Raw genomic sequence first — 17562 nt, 5'->3', positions numbered from 1 at the left:
GCGGAGCATAGTAATTGTTAATAACATCGACTCCAATCGGACAGTTGTTTTTGCAATTCGCGGATCTGAATCCACCAATTGTTGGTACATGTACAAAATATACTTAGGTGGGAAGAGAGCAATGATTTGTAATACTTCTTGATTCGCTGCGATAAAGGCTCCTTTTCTTTTTTCCGAATATGGGCTGCCCCAGTTGGTTTCTGTGTCCATTTTAGATATGTTGACGGGGGTTTAACTCCTAAGATATCCTCTAACCGTTTTACGTCTTCCTCCTCATCATTTGCTCTTGTTTTCAATAGATCATGATGAACTGTACAACCGAATCCCTTTCCCCAACAGATATTCATCCACGTGCCTTTTATACTCTTTAAGAAAATCCCAGGGATTCACTTTTAGCTTCGTTAATTCACGATCGTAAAACTTAACCAGGATTTTGTTGTTCCCCATTTCTCGGACAGCTTCCTGACCGAGACGATTTTGAATAAAACGAATGACAAGGTCTGTTGGAACATGCGTGTGAAAACGGTCAACAAGCGCAAGAACTTCATTCCGGACTTTTAATGTATACAAGAAAGTCCCGATCTTTTGTTGTAAGGATTCCGGGCGGTATAAAAAGGCGGGTTCGCCCATAAAAGCGTTCCAGTCATCTCCCATCCAACATTCACGGATTGAGGGGTGATTGGCTATGTCTGTAAATACTTTGAGCAACTCTTCGGTCCGATGTTCATTTACTTCGGGGCTGCTTGTCCGGAAAAATTTTAGATTGTCATATTCCTTTACACTCATCATATATTTACCGATTTCCAGCCGATTGACATAGATTTCTTCTGTAACTGTTGGGTTAAAATATGTTACATCAAATATCTCATAATCCCCTTCACTTCTGCGTTGCAGGATAATTTCCTTTAAACGGTCCAGAGAGTTTATATCATCTATCGGACGCCTTTTTGAAAAGTGTTCACTTCCTTCAAGCCTTTTGACTTCCCCCCAATACTTCATAAGCATTTGAGCAATGTTGATGCCAATGTCAGCATAAGTATCAGGATCCAAATAAGAACCCCAGTAGGTAAAGATCAGTCGAGTTTTCTTTTCCACTTGTATATACCTCCTATTTTTTTCCCCAATTCACTTTTCTAATATCTATTGGCAGTCTATGTTGTTCAAAAGCTCGTTGAATTTTACTAAGAGCTTCATCAGGAGCAAAATGAGGTACTTTTAACATATATGTAACTTCATTGTTTGCACAGTGTATGCCCAAAAAATATGTAAACCGCATGGGAAAGGTCGATGAGAAATGTTACCGCTAGTGTAAGACGTTCATTCACCGTAAAAAAAGCCTCTGAACCCGTCACTTAACAATCTGACGAGATTCACAGGCTTTTTCTCATGAATCGTCTAATGCCTTATAGTGCAAAGCAATTCCTATAAGTGCGTGATCAATATATGATCAAGGTCTGATTAGCGCAAATCTCCTCAAAAATGGGACACCGCCAATTTTTGTTGAACATATTTTTGATAAATATTTTTCCTCAAATATATAATAATAACTTTGAACTTACGGTAGCCCACAACAAGATTTAATTCTGATCTTCTCTCAAATCTCTTAAAAAGGTCTGAAAAGATGGACGGATAATTATCATCGCATCCTTCAAAGGCTCAAACTCTGTTAAGTCGTCATCTTTGCTTATCCACACTACATTAGGCTCTTCGCTTTCATAATAAAGTGCATAGTAATTATTAATACCATCGACCCCAATAGGAACAATTGTTTTTGCAACTCTCGGATCTAAATCCACCAATTGCTGATACGTGTACAAAATATACTTAGGTGGGAAGAGAGCAATGATTTGAAATACTTCTTGATCCGCTGCGATAAAAGCTCCTTTTCTATTTTCTGAATATGGAGTACCCCAGTTGGTTTCTTGCGCCCATTTAAGATATGTTGATGGGAGTTTAACTCCCAATACATCCTCTAATCGTTTTACGTCTTCCTCATCATAATTTGTTCTTGGTTTCCAATGGATCATGATTACCCTATCCCCAAATTTTATGTCCCCCAGTATGTTTTGCTGCAAAATGAACATCAGAAGGAATCAAAATCATTCTTCCTGTCTGCTGATGATGATGCCAGGTTAAACCAGTTTCCCCAAGGTAATCTCCGATAGAACCTTCTCCATTCAGTATATCTTGAATTTGATCCGGCTGGAAATCAAAACGCTCTTGCCAGTCCGGAAATTGTTCCCGAAATAACTCGTTGCTTTCGCAGTTTGTTCAGGGCTTGTTCCAACAATCCAATCATCCGGCAACTGAACTTCAGCAAGTAATTGACCATCCCGACTTCGAACAATAAATGGAGTAAAATCTGGAAATCCTTCTTCATCATAACGTACGTGTACCTCTCTACCCAAAGGTGTTTGTAATGTGACAGTTGTACCTGCCCGATCACTTTTTATAAGATTAAATGATCGTCCATCCGAAGTAGTCGCTCTTTTGCAAGGAGTACCGTCTTTTTTGGTCGAGTCTGAAACAGTATAGTGAAAATTTGGATCTCCTCTTTTTGCAAACTTCTGGATAAAATCCTCTGCTCTTTTTCCTAATCCATGATTTAAAAGCTCTCAATCTTCTTTCCTATTCTTACTTGAGGAATTCGGTTTAATCCTGCTTCGATCCCGAAGGCAAGTGCTTCTTGCGGACCCATTCGGGCCAGTCCGGCCAGCCAAGCCCGCGGATTTCGCAGAAACGTCCCAAACTCCCCTGCCATCCCGAGTACATCCCCGGCAGCAAGACCAAAAGTTATGGCTCCCCAAGGCCCTGTAAACAATAAAGATAGGGCAATCAAGCTTCCTATAATCATCAGTTGATCAACTGTATCCAGTCCGTTCCACCAATCGCCAATATCTTCAAAAACACAAGCCAGGCAAGCCGGATCGTGCACAGCCTGGATCATGGACACAACGGCTCAGGACAGTGAAACGCTCAGAATCAAGAGAAGGGTGAGCATGACCGCCAATTGCTTTTGAAACTCCGCCGTTCGTATCTTCAGCTTTTCAATCTCTGTATAGTCACCCGGATTCCCATACAGATATCTGAATCCCAATTCTCTTCGGTCCCGGTAAAACTCCAGCAAGTATTTATAACGCTTACGATCTCCCAACAGGCTAAAGAATAAATCGAAAAACTCTCTGACAGGTTCAATTACAAATTCTCTTTCCAACAAGGGGAGTTTCGTCCGAATGCTGTTTAACTTTAACTCAGGTGATGATAGTACGTCTCTGTCACGTTTAAGGAAATATTTTACCTTTTACTTCGCACACATTTTTCCCTCCGTCGAATTTCAAATCAAACAGTCACAAACACGAAAAAACGCACTTAACCGTTCATCACGGTAAGTGCGTTTTTCTTTATTTGGCGGAGAGGGTGGGATTCGAACCCACGGAGGGCGTGAACCCTCGGCGGTTTTCAAGACCGCTGCCTAGGTTGAATACCCTGTCAGACCACACCACGACTAAATCTATTACACTTTATCGCTAATCGACCACTGCGGTCACGTTAGAGACGTTCATTTTCGTACTAGACCGTGGATTTAATATAAATATACAACTTCGTCGCTTCAGATGCAGCCCCTTAGTTCCAAAAATCGCCCTTTGTATAACGATATCGTAGGAATCTCCGTCAATGAACAATGAACGTCCTGCCCTTGAGAGCCTTAATCCTCATTCTGCGTGCCATACTTCTCTAAACATCAACCCGGTCAATTCATGCTCTTGGTATTTCGCTAAAAATGTATTCGATACATAAACTGAACCCGGATCTTGTGGAATTTTAAATATGACCTGGCCCTGTACTTTCTCTGGTATAAATTTATACTTAATGACTTTCATAATCCTTCCGCTGCTTTTAAATCGCTTTACATCGGAAGCTTCTTCATCTAAAGCATCGATGCGATTGATAGTGTTAAACGCATAATGTTTTTCGCCTTCGATGATAACAGGTAAAAACTCACCATTTGGCCTTAATAATTCATAAAACGCATTTTTCGCATTTTGGTTAAATATGGGCACATCTGTCAGAAAGTTTGGGAAGTCGCTCTTTGGAAGCTCTTTTTTTGCGTCAGGAACAAACATTTCAATAGGTTTCCAATCATGCTCTAAGGGTTGGCCAAACTGTTCAAAGCGATCCAGTAGATTCTCCTCAATAGTCATTACAGACTGATATTGATAATCGTGGTCGAGCAGAAAGACTTTCATTACTATTATCACCTCTTATTTAGTATGGAAAGATATTTTGTTGTAGTTCTTCCTTTATTTCTTGCAAAACGTCTATCAGTTCTTCCTTGGAAGTTACTGCTCTTAATCGTCGATGTAACTCCGCATAATAAACATCTGTATGAATTTCAGGATGGTAGGCTTCCGTTCCAATTCCTCTACGCTGTGGTAACCATACACCATTTATTGCTGCGTTAATGGGATCATCCAGATGAGTGTAAGTTCTGCTCGGATCTAACATCAACCTGTCAAAAATTCTTCTTGCTGCTACAGCATCAGCATTAAAAGATTCATTTCCTGGTACAATATGATGCGCGGCATACCAAGGACGCGGTTTTGGCTCACCTGCTTGTTTTAATCTCGTAGCAAGCGTACTTGATTGTCCTCTTAAAATATTACCACTTGAATCACGAACTAATCTGTAAATATAATCTTCAAGCTTGTTTCCAATCTTCTTCCCTATTCTTACTTCAGGAATTCGGCTCAATCCTGCTTCGATTCCGAAGGCAAGTGCTTCTTGCGGACCCATTCGGGCCAGTCCGGCCAGCCAAGCCCGCGGATTTCGCAGAAACGTCCCAAACTCCCCTGCCATCCCGAGTACATCCCCGGCAGCAAGACCAAAAGTTATGGCTCCCCAAGGCCCTGTAAACAATAAAGATAGGGCAATCAAGCTTCCTATAATCATCAGTTGATCAACTGTATCCAGTCCGTTCCACCAATCGCCGATATCTTCAAAAACACAAGCCAGGCAAGCCGGATCGTGCACAGCCTGGATCATGGACACAACGGCTCCGGACAGTGAAACGCTCAGAATCAAGAGAAGGGTGAGCATGACCGCCAATTGCTTTTGAAACTCCGCCGTTCGTATCTTCAGCTTTTCAATCTCTGTATAGTCACCCGGATTCCCATACAGATATCTGAAGCCCAATTCTCTTCGGTCCCGGTAAAACACCAGCAGGTATTTGTAACGCTTGCGATCTCCCAACAGGCTAAAGAATAAATCGAAAAACTCTCTGACAGGTTCAATTACGTATTCTCTTTCCAACAAGGGAAGCTTCGTCCGAATGCTGTTTAATTTTATGTAGTCGTAAATAATCGCTATCAGAAGGAAAAGGAGGAAGACCGGTTTCGTATAATAGCCGTTTCCGATCCAGTCATGGATTTCGTACACCCATTCATCAAACTTATCAAAAGAATTCAAAGCGGAGTGATCAAGAAAACACCACAGAAAAAAGAAAAACGGAATACTGTATGAGACAGAACCAGTCTTTGATCTCAGACGAACCGCAGATCCAATGGCCAAGGCAACCAACGCAGTCGCCACCGCATGGCTGACCGACATACGCACAGGAAACAAATTTTCTTCAAAATACCCGGGAAACAAGGTGAAAAGCTCCCAGTGAATGACATCTCCTCCGCTCAAAAGACTGGAACTGTACCCGAATATCTCCGAAAAAATACCGTTGTTCGCAAGTCTTCGCAAAGTTTCTTCGACAAACTGAAATCCGGCCCCTGTTGCCGCCCCAATCAATGCAAAATCAGCTAAACTCATCGTTTTTGCCCGTTGAAACAGAAGGAGAAAAAAGAATAATGGAAGCAGCTTAAAGGATTCCTCGATGAAAGGAGTGACCACGGCCTGACTCCACAAGTCGTGCGGTTCACCACCCGTGATCCTGTGAATCCCCGTCATAAATAAAACCACCAATGGAGCCACCAGCCAGACCCCTGCAAGGAAAAACCGAATGTATATCTTCCAAGGCAATGTTTTACTTCTGGCAAGTATGAAGAATTGCCAAAGGACATAGTAAGACCAAAGGAATTGAATGAAGATTTTACGGGAATCTTCAATGAAAATCAGGCTGTAAATCAGTGCAAAAATGGAGAGCCAACTGAAAATCACATATAATTTGACCAAGATTGGGTATTTTTCGGGAATTTTAGCTATTATTTTTCCCCATTCACGTAAACCGTTCAACATATTCTCCTCCTGAAATATTTGTAATGATGGCAGGTTATGTTTATATTAGAAACCATATAATGAGTGTCATAAGAAGGAGAATAACATCCTTTTAAACTCCCTACAATTACTGTGAAATCAAGAAAAAATAAATAGAATGCTTCAAGATGTGGTTTTCAAGATGAAACACGAAAATTTACCGTTTTTCATAGTTTTTCAGTCTGTACTTCGATGGGGGATGCATGGAATTTCATCATGACTTTTGACCGTATCCTTACTTGGATACTGATTTGATGATAAGGCGTCTCTGCCAGGTTTACGGGCATTTTTAACTTTTCATTCGCTCATATTTTGTCGAGTGTCGAAATCAACGGTTACAAACACAAAAAAAAACGCACTTAACCCTGATGAATGGTTAAGTGCGTTTTTCTTTATTTGGCGGAGAGGGTGGGATTCGAACCCACGGTAGCCTCGCGACTACGGCGGTTTTCAAGACCGCTGCCTTAAACCACTCGACCACCTCTCCACAGCCGATATGAAGTTACAGAAACTTATTATACATGTTTTTTCGTTTCTGTCAAGGGATCGGCCGGTTCGATGGGGCGTGAGGGCATCTCCGCCATGGGATTCGAACGATTATTTTTTGTGGATATGAGTGATTCCGCCCATATAAGGACGAAGAGCTTCCGGAATGCGGATGCTGCCGTCTTCTTGCTGGTGATTCTCGAGCAGGGCGGCTACGGTTCGCTCAATGGCCAGGCCGGAACCATTTAAGGTATGGACAAATTCAGGTTTTGCTTTGGAATTGCGACGGAAACGGATATTGGCCCGTCTGGCCTGGAAATCTTCAAAGTTGCTGCAGGAAGAGATTTCACGATACGTGTTGTTGCTGGGCATCCAAACTTCAATATCGTATTTTTTGGCCGCGGTGAAACCGAGATCCCCTGTGCACATATTGAGAACCCGATAGGGGAGTTCCAGCAGTTGCAACACCTTTTCGGCATTGGCAACCAATCGTTCCAGTTCATCATAGGAATCTTCCGGACGAACCAGTTTGACCAATTCCACTTTATGGAATTGGTGGTGACGGATCAATCCCCGGGTATCCCTTCCTGCCGAACCGGCTTCGGAGCGGAAACAGGGGCTGTATGCCACATAATACTTCGGCAGATCCGCGTCATCCAAAATTTCCCCCTGATGATAGTTGGTGACGGGCACTTCCGAGGTAGGGATCAGGAAATAATCGGAATCGGCAAGCGCAAAGGCATCTTCCGCAAATTTGGGCAGCTGTCCCGTCCCTACCATGCTTTGGCTATTGACGATATAAGGGGGAATCATCTCGGTATAGCCATGCTGTTCGGTATGGAGATCGAGCATGAAGTTGGCCAGGGCACGTTCCAGCCTTGCCCCTAATCCTTTATAGAAAACAAAACGGGAGCCGGTGACTTTTCCTGCCCGTTCAAAATCCAGAATGTCAAGTTCAGCCGCCAACTCCCAGTGCGGCTTTAACTCAAACGGTACCTCGGGAATCTCTCCCCAGTGGCGAACAGGAACATTATCTTCCTCAGTCAGCCCAACCGGTACGCTTTCATGAGGAATATTGGGCAATGTTAACAGCAATTGGTTGATTTTTTCATCCAGGACGCGCAATTCTTCATCCAACCGTTTAATCTCATCGCCCACCCGGCGCATTTCCAAAATCTGATCCTGGGCATCTTCTTTATTTTTCTTTTTCTCCGCTATTTCCCGGGAAACCATATTGCGTTGATTTTTTAGCCGTTCCGTTTGTTGGATGAGCTCCCGTCTCTTCTGGTCGTATTCGGCAAAAGAATCCAATCCGCTGATATCCTCATTGCGGTATTTCAGCTTTTCCCTGACTTCATCGAGCTGGTTGCGCAAAAGTTTGAGATCGAGCATATGCTTACCTCCTTTACAAAATAAAAACCCTCCGCCCTCGAAGGGACGGAAGGTTCCGCGTTGCCACCCTTATTGACCGCAAGGGCACAGGCACTTGCAAGTCCACTCTTAGCGGAATAACGGCCCGCTGCCGAAGGCGCTTAGACGGAGATCCCGTGTTCGCGCTTCGCTCCGAGGCGGATTCACCGCTGGTCTGGGGCGATTCGCACCCTCCATCGCCTCTCTGAACCAAACCGAAAGCGGTTACTTCTCTCTTCTTCGCGATTCCGATGTATAGTTACTCCTTATTATATCCTAAAGATTCACCTTGGTAACCATCGATTCCTGCACCATTTTCACAAAATAGGCATGAAAGCGCAGGTCATCGGTTAATTCCGGGTGAAATGCGGCACCGAGCAAGGTTCCCTCGCGTGCGGCGACAATTTTGCCGTCCACGGTTGCCAGGACTTTGACACCGGGGCCCGCTTGTTCGATATAAGGAGCGCGAATAAAGACTGCCTGGAAGTTGTCGCCGATCTCTTCGATGTTTAAGGCAGCTTCAAAACTTTCCCGCTGCCGGCCAAATGCATTTCTTTTCACGGTGATATCCATCAGACCGAGATGGGGTTCATCCAAACCTTCCACCCGTTTTGCAATCAGGATTAATCCGGCACAAGTTCCAAAAATGGGTTTCCCTTCCCGGTGCATTTTCAACACCGGTTCGGTCAATTGATATTCTCGCATCAGCTTGCCGATCGTCGTCGATTCCCCGCCGGGAATGACCAGCCCGTCCAGATCCCGGAGTTGTTCAGCCCGCTTCACTGCCACTGCGGTCGCTCCGGCCTGTTCCAGCAGTTGAACATGCTCCCGAACCGCCCCCTGAAGGGCGAGTACTCCGATTTTCATCTCTTACCAACCCCGCTCCTGCATACGGTCCGCCGGGCTGATTTTGGAAATTTCGAGACCGGTCATCGGGGTTCCCAAATCCTTGGACAGCTCTGCGATCAATGCGAAATCTTCGTAATGAGTGGTTGCTTGCACAATGGCGCGTGCATATTTCTCGGGATTTTCCGATTTGAAGATGCCGGAACCGACAAAGACACCGTCCGCCCCCAAATGCATCATCAGAGCTGCATCGGCCGGTGTTGCGATTCCGCCTGCCGCAAAGTTGACAACCGGGAGTTTGCCTGTTTCATGAACCTGGAGCAACAGTTCATAGGGGGCTCCCAGTTCTTTTGCTTCGGTCATCAATTCATCGCGCGACATATTTTGAACTTTGCGGATCTGGCTTTGCATCATGCGCATGTGACGCACGGCTTCCACCACGTTTCCGGTGCCGGGCTCCCCTTTTGTACGGATCATGGAAGCACCTTCCCCGATCCGGCGCAAAGCTTCTCCAAGGTTCCGCGCACCGCAGACAAACGGTACGGTGAACTGCGATTTATCGATGTGGAACACTTCATCCGCAGGTGTGAGAACTTCGCTCTCATCAATATAGTCAACACCGAGCGCTTCCAGGAGACGGGCTTCAACGAAATGCCCGATCCGCGCTTTTGCCATGACCGGGATGGAAACGGCATTCATGACCTCTTCGATCACGCGCGGGTCAGCCATGCGGGCGACACCCCCGGCAGCACGGATATCCGCCGGAACCCGTTCCAGTGCCATGACGGCGACAGCCCCTGCCTGCTCAGCGATTTTGGCCTGTTCCGCGTTTACAACGTCCATGATGACGCCGCCTTTTTGCATTTCTGCCATGCCGCGTTTTACACGATCTGTACCTGTTTGACGCATTTGGTTTTCCTCCCTACTCTAGCCGGACAAATAGAAACCATCCGCCGAACATTTGAATCTATGACCCATTGTAGCTGAATGATGCACCTTTGACAACTAACCAAGCGATTCCAAAAGGAGTTTTCCCTCTGAATGCCGACGCTTGGAATGGGCGAAATCAGCGTTACTCAAACCAGCTTTTGACGGTGTCACCCACGTCCCGGAAGAACAGGCGGAACCAGCTTGCTTCTTCCACATGGGCGGCAGCCAACAGATTGACGGGAGCCAGGCCTTTAATCTCTTGCCCGTTGTACAGCACTTTTACTTGGCCGACCACCGCCCCCGTTCCCAGAGGAGCTTTCACGCCCGGATTAAACGTGACCTTAAATTGATATTTATTTTCCTCTCCCATTCGTACAGGCAGTTGGATCGCTTCTTCCACCACCACCGGTACGGTTCGTTCCACCCCATTGGGCAGGGCGAGAGAAGGAGTGCCCGGAACGGGTTTAAATTCGGGGATTAATGTCTTCAACTGATATCGTTGAAACCCGTAGTCGAATAATTTCTTCGTTTCCGTAAACCGCAGCGTTTCCGATGCGGTTCCCATCACAACACTGACAAGGCGGTAATCACCGCGCTTGGCCGTTCCCGTAAAGCAATAGCCGGCGGCATTGGTATGTCCGGTTTTAAGTCCGTCCACTCCTTTATAGTATTGCTTTAAACCGGGGAGCATGCGGTTCCAGTTTATGACTTTCTGTTGGCGAGGGGTTCCCTTTCGAAACGTATATGTAGGTAAGGCAGTGATTTGAAGAATATCCGGATGAGCTCTTAACAATTGAACCGCCAAAATCGCCGCATCACGGGCGGACATCACGTGTTCCCCCTCCACCTTCGGGGGGACCGGGTATAATTTACGGTCTAGACCTGTGGCATTGACGTAATGGGTATGTTCCATGCCCAGTCGTCTGGCCTTATCATTCATCAACTGGACAAAAGCTTCTTCGTTTCCGGCAACATGTTCCGCCAAGGCGACGGTGGCATCATTGGCCGATTGAACCGCCATGGCGATAAACAGCTCTCTGACGGTTTCCCTTTCACCGGCTTTGAGATGAATTTGGGCTTCTTCGATCGCCGCTGCCCGCTTGCTGACCGTCACTTCATCTTCCCAGCGCAGTTCGCCCGCTTCGATCTTATCCAAAACGATGTACGCTGACATCAGCTTGGTCATGCTCGCGGGAGGACGCGGTTGGTCCGCAGCTTTTTCATCCAGAATGACGCCGGACGCAAAATCCATCAAAATATATGATTTTGCTCTGACTCCGGGAAGTTCTTCAGCAGCATAGCTTTGCACGGGCAGAAGAAGAACGAGGAGCAGCAGGCAAAGATATGTAATCGAAATTTTCCTTAGCACAGAGATAATGTCCCTTCCTTTGGGCGCAAGCATTTTTATCTGATTTCAGTTTACAAAAATTATACAAAAAAAGAAATGAAAAAGCAGGGGGTTTCCCTGCTTTCACAAAATATCCTCACATATGATAGTTGGGCGCTTCTTTGGTGATCTGAACATCATGGGGATGGCTTTCGCGCAGAGAAGCGCCGGTAATGCGAATAAAACGGGTTTTTTCTTTGAGTTCCTGCAAATTGCGTACACCGCAATACCCCATTCCGGCACGCAAACCGCCGATCATTTGATACACGGTATCGGCCAGCGGCCCTTTGTATGGAACACGTCCCTCAATGCCTTCCGGCACCAATTTTTGTTCGTTTTCCTGGAAATAACGGTCTTTGCTTCCCGCCTGCATGGCACCGATCGAACCCATGCCGCGATATACTTTGAAACGGCGCCCCTGGAAAATCTCGGATTCGCCCGGCGCTTCCTCCGTACCCGCAAAAATGCTGCCGAGCATGACCGCATCAGCTCCGGCGGCGAGGGCTTTAACAATATCTCCGGAGTAACGGATTCCGCCGTCCGCGATGATCGGAACACCATATTGCCGCGCCACGGTCGCACAATCGTAGATGGCCGTGATCTGGGGGACACCGATTCCGGCCACCACACGGGTAGTGCAAATGGAACCGGGGCCGATTCCCACTTTTACCACGCTGGCGCCAGCTTCGATCAAGTCGCGGGTCCCTTCACCGGTTGCCACATTTCCTGCGACGATGACCAGGTCGGGATATCGCTTTCTGAGTTCGGCCACCGTCTCCAAGACTCCGGCCGAATGACCATGAGCCGTATCGACGACGATCACATCCACTTCCGCTTCCACCAGGGCAGCCACCCGGCGCATCGTGTCTTTGGAGACACCGACTGCGGCCCCCGCCAGCAGCCTTCCTTGGCTGTCCTTGGCGGCATTCGGGAATTGGGTTGCCTTTTCAATATCTTTAATGGTGATCAGGCCCTTGAGTACCCCGTTATCGTCCACCAGCGGAAGTTTCTCGATTTTGTGCTGCTGCAGGATTTCTTCCGCTTCTTTCAATGTCGTTCCCACCGGAGCGGTCACCAGGTTTTCCCTAGTCATCACTTCGGAAATCGGGGTGGAATAGTTGCGGATGAACCGCAAATCCCGGTTGGTGATAATGCCGACCAGCTTTTTGTTCTGATCGACGATCGGCACCCCCGAAATGCGGTATTTGGCCATTAATTCTTCGGCATCATGCACTTTGTGTTCCGGAGTCAAATAGAACGGGTTGGTAATCACTCCGCTTTCGGATCTTTTGACCCGGTCGACTTCTTCCGCCTGCTCTTCCACCTTCATGTTCTTATGGATGATTCCCAGTCCGCCTTGCCGGGCTATGGCGATGGCCATGGCGGATTCCGTCACGGTATCCATTCCGGCGCTGATCAGCGGAATATTTAATTTTACGGTTTCCGCCAACTTCGTGCTGACAGATACATCCCGCGGCAAAACTTCCGATTTTGCGGGAATGAGGAGAACATCATCAAACGTAAGGCCTTCCTTAACAAATTTCTCTTCCCACATGGATCGATTCGTCCCCTTTGGTCCCCAGTATTTTTAGCAAGTGTAACAATGCTTGTGAAACCTGTCAATAATGACAAATCGGAACGAACAATGAACTTTATCCACGGATGAAAAAAGTTATCCACAATTTTTGTGTATAACTGCTGTGCAAATGTGGATAACTGTGGAATCCCGGTGTGTGTTCCGTAGTTTTCCCCCGGATTTCGTTTTTTTAGTCATCGGTTACGGCAGAACGGCAGCCGCTTTTTTGGCTACATCCGGTTCACGAATGAGATCCAAGTGGTCATACGCATCAAAGGTTGCGAGATGGACAGCTCCCCGGATCGTTGCCTGCCCCTCCATGACCACTCCGTCATTATCCGCACCATATTTTAAACTGATGAGGGTCCACCCCACGGCCAGCTCCCCGTGCCAGCCGCGGTTTCCCCAACTGTCCGCGTCACCCGAAATGGTATACAAGTATCCATTTCGGTAAAAGGGGCTTCCTTTCACGGGATATTTGCGGTTGAAAGCTTTCACGGCTTGCGGTGTCATATCCCGAATCGCTTTCTCTCCCCGCACAAACATACCGACCCACTCGTACTCCTCGGCAAGAGGAGTCCCGTGATGAGGGGTCCCCAGTGTGACCAGCCCGGCTACGGTGTGCGGGCGAAGATACACCACTTCCCTTGCAACCAGTCCGCCCATACTGTGAGCGATGATATTGATGACCGGACTGAGCCCGTATCTCTTTTTCAGGAGATCAATTTTCCGGGCCACGATCCGGGCTTGTTCGTCAATCGATCCGTTGCCGGCCGTATGGTCTCTTTCTCCGATAAAGGTGACCGTGTTGCCGCCCATTTTCCTGGTCCACACCCGGTTGGACTGATTGCTGTACACCACATAAACATGGCCGGATCCCCAATTCGCAGCCAGCTCTGTTAAAAATTCATCCCCCCATTGATGGCGGTTGTTAAAGCCGTGAATCAACACCAGATCATACTTTTTGTTGGATGTGACCGCCATCCCCGGGGAGACAAATGCCACTGCCAACACGAGCATAAGGATCATCAGGATGAACCTTTTCCCCATCTTTGCTGCCAGATCCCCCTTCAACGCATCCAATTTTGTTATAACATGGAACTTTCATTCAAACAATAAAGGAGATATCACTTTCAGGGAATGCGATGAGTTGGAGGTGAAAAGATTGAATCCGGTTCCGGTGCGGAAAGTTTATTGTGAGTCACCGCAGCAATACATATGGGAAGAATATTTATTTTTTGAGAATGAAAGATCAGCGCGAACGTTTTTAGAAGAGAAATACGCCCGGTTGGGAATGGAGCACCCGGAACGCGCCGCATTTAAAAATGTGCAGGCTTTTACCGCCTACGTCAAACAAGCCAAAAACATTTTCGCCACACTGGGGCAGAACAGCTTATGGGTGCGCCCGTTTCTGCTCTATTACGGGATGATGAGTCTTCTGAAAGCGCTGGTCCTCACACGGGACATCGATTATCCGCAAAACACCGCCGTCTTGCGGCACGGCTTGTCCACACGAAAACGAAAACGGGAGCATTACAGTTTTTTTCAAGATGAGATTCGGGTGCAAAAAGAAGGTTTATTTCCTCTGGCCGCCTCGCTCATGCAAAAACCGGTTCCCACAGGGGAATCCTATACACCGAAGGAGCTGTTCGGCTGGATTCCGGAACTGCAAACCAGTTACCAAAAACTTTTTCATGCCGAGACCCTTTTCCCGGTCGAATGCTGCCCGGACGGGGAAGACGGCATGCTCCTTTTGCTCGGGGAACGGATTCTCAACCGGTTGCATGTATCAACCGGCTCTTTATTGGACAAATTGAACGGCTTGGCCGGTGAGGCACAATTTTCCCTGGCAGAACCGGCTGTTTCTGGAGGACATCTCCGGCTGATTTGGAGACATCCGTATGTCCGTCATGTGGAGGATTGGGAAAAAGGGTTCGACCATCCCTGGTTTTATGAAAACAGCAAGGGCGATTATTACCTTTGGGTGGGTAACAATCGCCCGATGGAACCTTTGACGGAAATACTGGTTCACTATATGCTTCTTTTCTCGCTCAGCATGATCTGCCGCTATGATCCTCCCTTATGGGGAGAAATGATCCAGGGTCATGCTTCTGAGAAAATGGTGTTGGTGGAACAACTCTTATCGCTGGCGGAGCGGAAATATCCCCAACTGCTCCTCCGCGCGCTCACCGGTGAAAAGCTGATCCTGTACGTTCATTGATCCTCGGTTTCATTTTCCTCTTCATCGGTGATTTGTACCCGCGCCACAGTGGAGACTTCGTCATCATCTACCGTGATGAGCTTCACTCCCTGTGCATAGCGGCTGAGCACGGAGATGTCCGATACATTTAAGCGGATCACCATGCCGGATTGCGTGACAATCATCAAATCCTCTTCCTCGGAAACCACTTTGTGGCCGACCACTTCTCCTTTTTTCTCCGTGAGGCTGAGTGTTTTAATCCCTTTGCCTCCCCTGGATTGGATACGGTATTCCTCCATCGGAGTCCGTTTTCCGTAACCGTTTTTGGTGACAATTAACACATACTTGTCAGGGATGACGATATCCATGTCGATCACCTGATCGTCTTCGGACAAAGTGATTCCCTTGACCCCGGTCGCGGAACGTCCCATTTCCCGCACTTCCGATTCATGGAATCGGATGGACATTCCCTGTTTGGTGCCCATAATCACTTCCTGATCCCCGTCGGTCAAGCGAACGCCGACCAGCTCATCCCCGTCGCGCAAATTGATGGCAAACAAGCCGTTGCGCCGAATATTTTCAAACTCGGAAAGAGAAGTCTTTTTCACCACTCCGTGAGCGGTGGCAAAGAAGAGATATTTGTCATCCGTAAATTCCTTGACCGGAATTACGGCATAAATATGCTCGTTCTGGTCGATTTGAATCAGGTTGATGATCGGCGTACCCCGGGCCGCACGTCCGAACTCGGGCACTTCATAAGCTTTCAGCCGGTACACTTTCCCCTTGTTCGAGAAGAACAGCAAATGATTGTGAGAATGGGTGACAAACAGGTTTTGCACAAAATCGTCCTCGCGCGTCCCCATTCCGGTAACCCCTTTGCCTCCGCGCTTTTGCGCCCGGTAAGTGGAAAGCGGCATCCGCTTGATATAGCCGCGATGGGTGAGGAGAACGGAGACTTCCTCTTCGGGGATGAGATCTTCTTCGACGATGTTGTCTTCATCCACTTTGATCAGGGTCCGTCTTTCGTCTCCAAATTTATTTTTGATCTCCGTGATCTCTTCGCGAACCACTCCGCGGATTTTTGCTTCGTCCGCCAGGATGGCCTTCAGTTCTGCAATGGTTTTCAGCAGCTCCTGGTACTCGGATTCGATTTTCTCCCTTTCCAAACCGGTTAACCGTTGGAGCCGCATATCCAGGATGGCCTGGGCCTGTTTCTCGCTGAGCCCGAATTTCTCCATCAATCCTGTTTTGGCTTCCTGCGTGGTTCGTGAACCGCGGATCAGCGCGATCACTTCGTCAATGTGATCCAGTGCGATCCGGTAACCTTCCAGGATGTGAGCACGCTCTTCAGCCTTGTTGAGGTCGAATTGTGTCCGTCTCCTGATGACCTCTACCTGGTGCTCCAGGTAATGATGGATCATCTCCTTCAGGTTCAGCACGCGGGGTTGCCCGTCGACGAGAGCCAGCATATTGACCCCGAAACTGGTCTGCAAGGCGGTATGTTTATACAGGTTATTGAGCACGACCCTCGGGTTGACATCCCGTCGCAGCTCGATGACCACGCGCATTCCGTTGCGGTCCGATTCGTCGCGAAGATCGGTGATCCCGTCCACCTTTTTATCGCGGACAAGCTCGGCGATTTTTTCCACCAACTTCGCTTTGTTCACCTGGAACGGAAGCTCTTCCACCACGATCCGCATCTTTCCGTTCCCCGCTTCTTCCATGCGGGTTTTGGCACGGATTTGGATGCTTCCCCGACCGGTACGGTAAGCCTTGCGGATTCCTTCGTGTCCCAGAATAATTCCTCCGGTCGGGAAATCGGGACCTTTGATGACTTTCATCAATTCTTCCACTTTGACCTCAGGGTTGTCGATCATGAGCAGGATGCCGTCAATCACTTCCCTGAGGTTGTGGGGCGGAATGTTGGTGGCCATTCCGACCGCGATTCCCGCCGCTCCGTTGACTAGCAGATTGGGAAAACGCGAGGGGAGGACGAGAGGCTCGTCCAGCGTGCCGTCGTAGTTTGGCCCGAAATCGATGACATCTTTTTGGATATCCCTGAGCAGTTCCAATGTAATCGAAGCCATTCTGGCCTCGGTATAACGCATCGCCGCAGGAGCATCGCCGTCGATCGAACCGAAGTTCCCGTGACCGTCCACCAGCATGTAGCGATAGGAGAAATCCTGGGCCATCCGGACCATGGCATCGTATACCGCCGCATCGCCATGGGGATGGAACTTGGCAATCACATCCCCCACGACGCGGGCCGATTTTTTGTACGGTTTGTCCGGAGTCATCCCCAATTCGTACATCGCATACAGAATTCTCCGGTGCACCGGCTTCAGCCCGTCACGAACATCGGGCAACGCGCGGCTGACGATGACACTCATCGCATAGTCCAAAAAGGACGTTTTCATCTCTTCACTAATGTTAACCGCTTGAATCCGTTCTCTTTCTGCCACTTAT

The 17562-nt window shown here is 47.8% G+C and carries 15 protein-coding genes, 1 tRNA gene, 1 pseudogene and 1 other annotated feature; of the genes and pseudogenes, 1 reads left to right on the top strand and 16 read right to left on the bottom strand.

All coding sequences use genetic code 11. From position 1 onward, the window contains the following. Nucleotides 1–300: 300 nt before the first annotated feature. The 15 genes and pseudogenes from BMW55_RS03160 to BMW55_RS03090 form a co-directional block, all read right to left on the bottom strand. Nucleotides 301–1095 carry a hypothetical protein gene (locus tag BMW55_RS03160; RefSeq protein ID WP_089965282.1) on the bottom strand — a complete coding sequence of 265 codons (795 nt, stop codon included), beginning with the start codon at nt 1093–1095 and terminating at the stop codon, nt 301–303. A 482-nt stretch (nt 1096–1577) separates the two neighbouring features. Continuing rightward, nucleotides 1578–2027 (bottom strand): SMI1/KNR4 family protein, encoded by a 450-nt coding sequence (locus BMW55_RS03155; RefSeq protein WP_170839712.1) that lies wholly within the window; start codon nt 2025–2027, stop codon nt 1578–1580. 7 nt (nt 2028–2034) lie between these two features. Beyond that, a complete protein-coding gene (locus BMW55_RS19625; protein ID WP_244527425.1) occupies nt 2035–2163 on the bottom strand; it encodes an HNH endonuclease in 129 nt (42 codons plus the stop codon). Nucleotides 2164–2605: 442 nt separating this feature from the next. After that, nucleotides 2606–2947, bottom strand: coding sequence for a hypothetical protein (locus BMW55_RS03145; protein ID WP_089965277.1), 342 nt, complete (start codon nt 2945–2947; stop codon nt 2606–2608). A gap of 12 nt (nt 2948–2959) precedes the next feature. Next, complete coding sequence (locus BMW55_RS03140; RefSeq protein WP_089965275.1) at nt 2960–3217, bottom strand: hypothetical protein; 258 nt, start codon at nt 3215–3217, stop codon at nt 2960–2962. 496 nt (nt 3218–3713) lie between these two features. Next, nucleotides 3714–4247 (bottom strand): imm11 family protein, encoded by a 534-nt coding sequence (locus BMW55_RS03130; RefSeq protein WP_089965271.1) that lies wholly within the window; start codon nt 4245–4247, stop codon nt 3714–3716. Between the two features lie 19 nt (nt 4248–4266). Beyond that, nucleotides 4267–5649, bottom strand: a complete 1383-nt coding sequence (locus BMW55_RS03125; protein WP_342027729.1) for an AHH domain-containing protein — start codon at nt 5647–5649, stop codon at nt 4267–4269. 108 nt (nt 5650–5757) lie between these two features. Beyond that, nucleotides 5758–6243: pseudogene (locus tag BMW55_RS19895) on the bottom strand (PrsW family glutamic-type intramembrane protease); the annotation flags it as partial. A gap of 415 nt (nt 6244–6658) precedes the next feature. Next, a tRNA-Ser gene (locus BMW55_RS03120) sits at nt 6659–6748 on the bottom strand. A 110-nt stretch (nt 6749–6858) separates the two neighbouring features. After that, on the bottom strand, nt 6859–8139 hold the full coding sequence (gene serS, locus BMW55_RS03115; protein ID WP_089965266.1) for a serine--tRNA ligase: 1281 nt from the start codon (nt 8137–8139) through the stop codon (nt 6859–6861). A gap of 38 nt (nt 8140–8177) precedes the next feature. Then, nucleotides 8178–8407, bottom strand: a binding site (T-box leader). Nucleotides 8408–8433: 26 nt separating this feature from the next. After that, nucleotides 8434–9024, bottom strand: a complete 591-nt coding sequence (pdxT, locus tag BMW55_RS03110; protein ID WP_089965264.1) for a pyridoxal 5'-phosphate synthase glutaminase subunit PdxT — start codon at nt 9022–9024, stop codon at nt 8434–8436. Between the two features lie 3 nt (nt 9025–9027). Continuing rightward, the gene (gene pdxS / locus BMW55_RS03105) at nt 9028–9912 is read right to left on the bottom strand and encodes a pyridoxal 5'-phosphate synthase lyase subunit PdxS (RefSeq protein WP_089965261.1); all 885 of its coding nucleotides are present in this window, start codon (nt 9910–9912) and stop codon (nt 9028–9030) included. A gap of 163 nt (nt 9913–10075) precedes the next feature. Beyond that, nucleotides 10076–11302 (bottom strand): D-alanyl-D-alanine carboxypeptidase family protein, encoded by a 1227-nt coding sequence (locus tag BMW55_RS03100; protein ID WP_170839710.1) that lies wholly within the window; start codon nt 11300–11302, stop codon nt 10076–10078. 115 nt (nt 11303–11417) lie between these two features. After that, nucleotides 11418–12875, bottom strand: a complete 1458-nt coding sequence (guaB, locus tag BMW55_RS03095) for an IMP dehydrogenase (RefSeq protein ID WP_089965256.1) — start codon at nt 12873–12875, stop codon at nt 11418–11420. 222 nt (nt 12876–13097) lie between these two features. Next, nucleotides 13098–13946: an esterase/lipase family protein gene (locus BMW55_RS03090; RefSeq protein ID WP_089965253.1), complete on the bottom strand. Its 849-nt coding sequence runs from the start codon at nt 13944–13946 to the stop codon at nt 13098–13100. A gap of 115 nt (nt 13947–14061) precedes the next feature. On the opposite strand from BMW55_RS03090, the gene BMW55_RS03085 reads away from it, so the two are divergent. Further along, entirely contained in the window at nt 14062–15117 is a 1056-nt protein-coding gene (locus tag BMW55_RS03085; protein ID WP_170839709.1) for a YaaC family protein, read from the top strand. Here BMW55_RS03085 and gyrA read toward each other — a convergent pair. Beyond that, the gene (gene gyrA / locus BMW55_RS03080; RefSeq protein WP_089965249.1) at nt 15111–17558 is read right to left on the bottom strand and encodes a DNA gyrase subunit A; all 2448 of its coding nucleotides are present in this window, start codon (nt 17556–17558) and stop codon (nt 15111–15113) included. The two genes, BMW55_RS03085 and gyrA, sit on opposite strands and share 7 nt — an antisense overlap. Nucleotides 17559–17562: the final 4 nt, after the last annotated feature.

The organism is Lihuaxuella thermophila (assembly GCF_900110165.1).
GTDB classification, from domain to species: domain Bacteria; phylum Bacillota; class Bacilli; order Thermoactinomycetales; family Thermoactinomycetaceae; genus Lihuaxuella; species Lihuaxuella thermophila.
The sequence above is the reverse complement of the archived record's forward strand: the minus strand, read 5'-3'. Positions and strand labels throughout refer to the sequence as shown.

What these genes read in the sequence shown, in the direction of transcription:
- BMW55_RS03155 (WP_170839712.1), bottom strand. Translation starts at nt 2,027, where the DNA reads ATGATCCATTGGAAACCAAGAACAAATTATGATGAGGAAGACGTAAAA.
- BMW55_RS03145 (WP_089965277.1), bottom strand. Translation starts at nt 2,947, where the DNA reads ATGATCCAGGCTGTGCACGATCCGGCTTGCCTGGCTTGTGTTTTTGAA.
- BMW55_RS03130 (WP_089965271.1), bottom strand. Translation starts at nt 4,247, where the DNA reads ATGAAAGTCTTTCTGCTCGACCACGATTATCAATATCAGTCTGTAATG.
- serS (WP_089965266.1), bottom strand. Translation starts at nt 8,139, where the DNA reads ATGCTCGATCTCAAACTTTTGCGCAACCAGCTCGATGAAGTCAGGGAA.
- pdxT (WP_089965264.1), bottom strand. Translation starts at nt 9,024, where the DNA reads ATGAAAATCGGAGTACTCGCCCTTCAGGGGGCGGTTCGGGAGCATGTT.
- pdxS (WP_089965261.1), bottom strand. Translation starts at nt 9,912, where the DNA reads ATGCGTCAAACAGGTACAGATCGTGTAAAACGCGGCATGGCAGAAATG.
- guaB (WP_089965256.1), bottom strand. Translation starts at nt 12,875, where the DNA reads ATGTGGGAAGAGAAATTTGTTAAGGAAGGCCTTACGTTTGATGATGTT.
- BMW55_RS03090 (WP_089965253.1), bottom strand. Translation starts at nt 13,946, where the DNA reads ATGGGGAAAAGGTTCATCCTGATGATCCTTATGCTCGTGTTGGCAGTG.